This is a genomic window from Burkholderia sp. Ac-20392 (assembly GCF_017104585.1).
Taxonomy (GTDB): Bacteria; Pseudomonadota; Gammaproteobacteria; order Burkholderiales; family Burkholderiaceae; genus Burkholderia; species Burkholderia lata.
Genome location: NZ_JAAGPB010000743.1, coordinates 1 through 3,001 on the forward strand (window position 1 = coordinate 1; position 3,001 = coordinate 3,001).

Genomic DNA, 3,001 nt, shown 5'->3' on the forward strand with positions numbered 1-3,001 from the left:
CCGCGTATGCGCAGGCGGCGGGCGCGCGGATCGGCGCGGGCTGGATCGGGCGACGCGTGTCGACCGGTTCGCCGGCCGCGGCCGGCGCGCATTCCGATCTGTTCTTCGTCGGGGCGTCGTATGCGGTCAAGCCGGATTTCGTCGTCGACGGCGAAGGCTACCGGATCGTCAACACCGCACACGACACACGCGCGACGATGGCGACGCTGCGCGCGACCTATCTGCTGACGAAGCGCACGTCGGTCTATGCGCAAAGCTCGTATCTGTGGAACAGCGCGCACGCACGCTACGCAGTCAGTGGCGGCGGTGCGGGCACGACGCCCGGCGAAGGGATGGGGCAACTCGGCGCGATGGTCGGCATCAAGCACATGTTCTGAGCCAGCGGCCTGACGAACGGGAGTCATCTTGAACAGACAATCTGCATTCCTCTGCATTGCACCGATCGCCGCCGCGATACTTGCCGGTTGCGGCGGCGACGATTCGGTGAATTCCGCACCGCTCCACCTGAGCGCCGCGACACCGGCCGCGATGGCGCAGACCTGCGATGCGCTCGCCGCGAAGCTCGCGTATGCGAACACGTCGTTCACGTCGGTGACGACTGCGGCCGCCGGCACACTCACGGTGGCCGGCAAGCCGATCGCCGAGCACTGCGTGATCGAAGGGAAGATGAACGAGCGCGTGAGCACGGTCGACGGCAAGACCTATGCGATCGGTTTCGAAATGCGCTTGCCGAAGGCGTGGAACGGCCGCTTCTTCTACCAGGCGAACGGCGGGCTCGACGGCAACGTCGTGACCGCAACCGGCGAGATCGGCGGCGGCGGGCCGCTGACCGACGCGCTGAACCAGGGCTTCGCGGTGATCAGCTCGGATTCCGGGCACAGCGCCGCGCAGAATCCGCTGTTCGGCATCGATCCGCAGGCGCGCATCGACTACGGCTACGGCGCGGTCGATGCGCTCACGCCGATGGCGAAACAGGTGATCCGGCTCGCGTACGGCAAGGCGCCCGACCGCAGCTATTTCGACGGCTGCTCGAACGGCGGCCGTCACGCGATGGTCACGGCGGTGCGCAACCCGGCCGACTACGACGGCATCATCGCGGGCGATCCGGGCTTTCATCTGCCGAAGGCGGCGATCGGCGAGATGTACGGCGCGCAGCAGTTCGCGAAGATCGCATCGGCGACCGGGTCGAACGGGCTGCCGGATATCCGCAGCGGCTTCACCGATGCGGAGCGGCAGTTCGTCGGCGCGAAGATCGTCGAGAAATGCGATGCCCTCGACGGCGCGGCCGACGGGATGGTGCAGGACGTCGCCGCGTGCCAGGCGCACTTCAGCGTCGATGCGGACCTCCCGACCTGTGCGAACGGCGCGCGCACGGGTGCGTGCCTGACGACCGCGCAAAAGACCGCGCTCGAGAACGTGTTCACGGGCGCACGCAACAGCGCGGGCACGGCGCTCTACGCGGGCTTTCCGTACGATCCGGGCATTGCCGGCAGCGGCTGGGCCGCGTGGAAGCAGTCGAATTCGATCACGCTCGACCCGGCCGCGATGGCGTTCACGTTCATGACGCCGCCGAAAACCGCCGCGACGCTCGCGAACCTGCCCGGTTTCGCGCTCGGCTTCGACATGGACAACGACGCGCCGGCGATCTTCGCGACTAGTGGCGTGTACACGCAATCCGCGTGGTCGTTCATGACGCCGCCCGACGAGACCAACCTGTTCGCGCTGAAGGCGCGCGGTGCGAAGCTGCTGGTCTATCACGGCACGGGCGACCCGGTGTTTTCGTTCGACGACACGCGTGACTGGTATGCGCGGGTCGCACAGGCGAACGGCGGCGATGCGTCGGATTTCGCGCGCTTCTATCCGGTGCCGGGGATGAACCACTGCTCGGGCGGGCCGGCGGCCGACCAGTTCGACCTGCTGACGCCGCTCGTCGCGTGGGTCGAGCAGGGGCAGGCGCCCGGTGCGGTGGTGGCCACCGCGCGCGACGCGACGAACGCGGTGCCGAATGCGGACGTGCCCGCATCGTGGGGCGCGGGGCGCACGCGGCCGCTGTGCCCGTATCCGCAGGTGGCGCGTTACAACGGGTCGGGCGACGTGAATTCGGCGGCGAGCTTCAGTTGTCGCTGACGTAGCCGTCGATGGGAGGCGGCCGGCGCATGGATTCGCGTGCCGGTCGCCTCATGTGTGCAAACGCTCACTCACTCGCCCGGTTCGACCGGCACCTCGAGCCCGACCTTCACGCGGCTCATGCTCACCAGCGTCTTGAAGCGCTTCACGTTGTTGTTCGCGAAGAACAGCTCGCGCGTGAGCGCGTTGTACTGATCCATGTTGCGTACGGCGAGGATCAGCACGAAATCCCATTCCCCCGTCACGTAGTAGCACTGCTGGATCTGCGGGCAGCGCTCGAAGGTGCGTTTCATCGCGTCGAGCTGGTCGATCTGCTCGCTTTCGACTTCGACGTTGACGACGATCGTCAGCGGATGATCGACCTTGTCCGGCGCGATGACCGCCGTGTAACGCTCGATCACGCCGTCGTCCGCGAGACGTTTCAGGCGCCGGTTCACGGCCGCGGTCGACAGGTTGACGCGCGCGCCGAGCTCGCTTTGCGGCGTTTGCGCGTCGCGCTGGATTTCCTTCAGCAGCTTGCGATCGAACGCATCGAGTGGGGTGGTCATGATGGTGCGTGAAGCCTCGAAAGAATGAGAAATTTTTGCGTGGCGGCCGCCGAATTGGCGATTTTATTGACCGGCATGCGCAATATTATTTTTCGAACCGGCGGCGCGTGCAACCCGTGCGCGCCTGACCCGAACCGACTCACGGAGTGCTGCCCGCCATGCTGATCGCCAACCCCCGCGCATCGCGCGCCGCCTATCCCCACGCGCTGCGCCGCGTGATGAACATCGCCTCGGCCGACGAAAGCGGCGCGTGGCTGTCGCACTGGCCGCTCGTCGGCAACGCGCGCACGCCGCTGCGCGCGCTGCCGGATCTCGCCGCGCGGCTC

2 protein-coding genes and 2 pseudogenes are annotated in these 3,001 nt (G+C 67.3%); 3 read left to right on the forward strand and 1 reads right to left on the reverse strand.

Going from position 1 to position 3,001, the window contains the following annotated elements; translation table 11 throughout:
- Together G3N99_RS37620 and G3N99_RS37625 are read left to right on the forward strand one after the other, a co-directional pair.
- Positions 1–377 (forward strand): annotated as a pseudogene (locus G3N99_RS37620) (porin); the annotation flags it as partial.
- 28 nt (positions 378–405) lie between these two features.
- Positions 406–2,127, forward strand: coding sequence for a tannase/feruloyl esterase family alpha/beta hydrolase (locus tag G3N99_RS37625; RefSeq protein ID WP_206124903.1), 1,722 nt, complete (start codon positions 406–408; stop codon positions 2,125–2,127).
- Between the two features lie 71 nt (positions 2,128–2,198).
- Here G3N99_RS37625 and G3N99_RS37630 read toward each other — a convergent pair whose 3' ends face one another.
- Complete coding sequence (locus G3N99_RS37630) at positions 2,199–2,675, reverse strand: Lrp/AsnC family transcriptional regulator (RefSeq protein WP_174940565.1); 477 nt, start codon at positions 2,673–2,675, stop codon at positions 2,199–2,201.
- Between the two features lie 158 nt (positions 2,676–2,833).
- On the opposite strand from G3N99_RS37630, the pseudogene G3N99_RS42220 reads away from it, so the two are divergent.
- Positions 2,834–3,001, forward strand: a pseudogene (locus G3N99_RS42220) (diaminopropionate ammonia-lyase); the annotation flags it as partial.

Excerpts from the sequence above, each read along its gene's own strand:
- G3N99_RS37630 (WP_174940565.1), bottom strand. The coding sequence starts at position 2,675 with ATGACCACCCCACTCGATGCGTTCGATCGCAAGCTGCTGAAGGAAATC.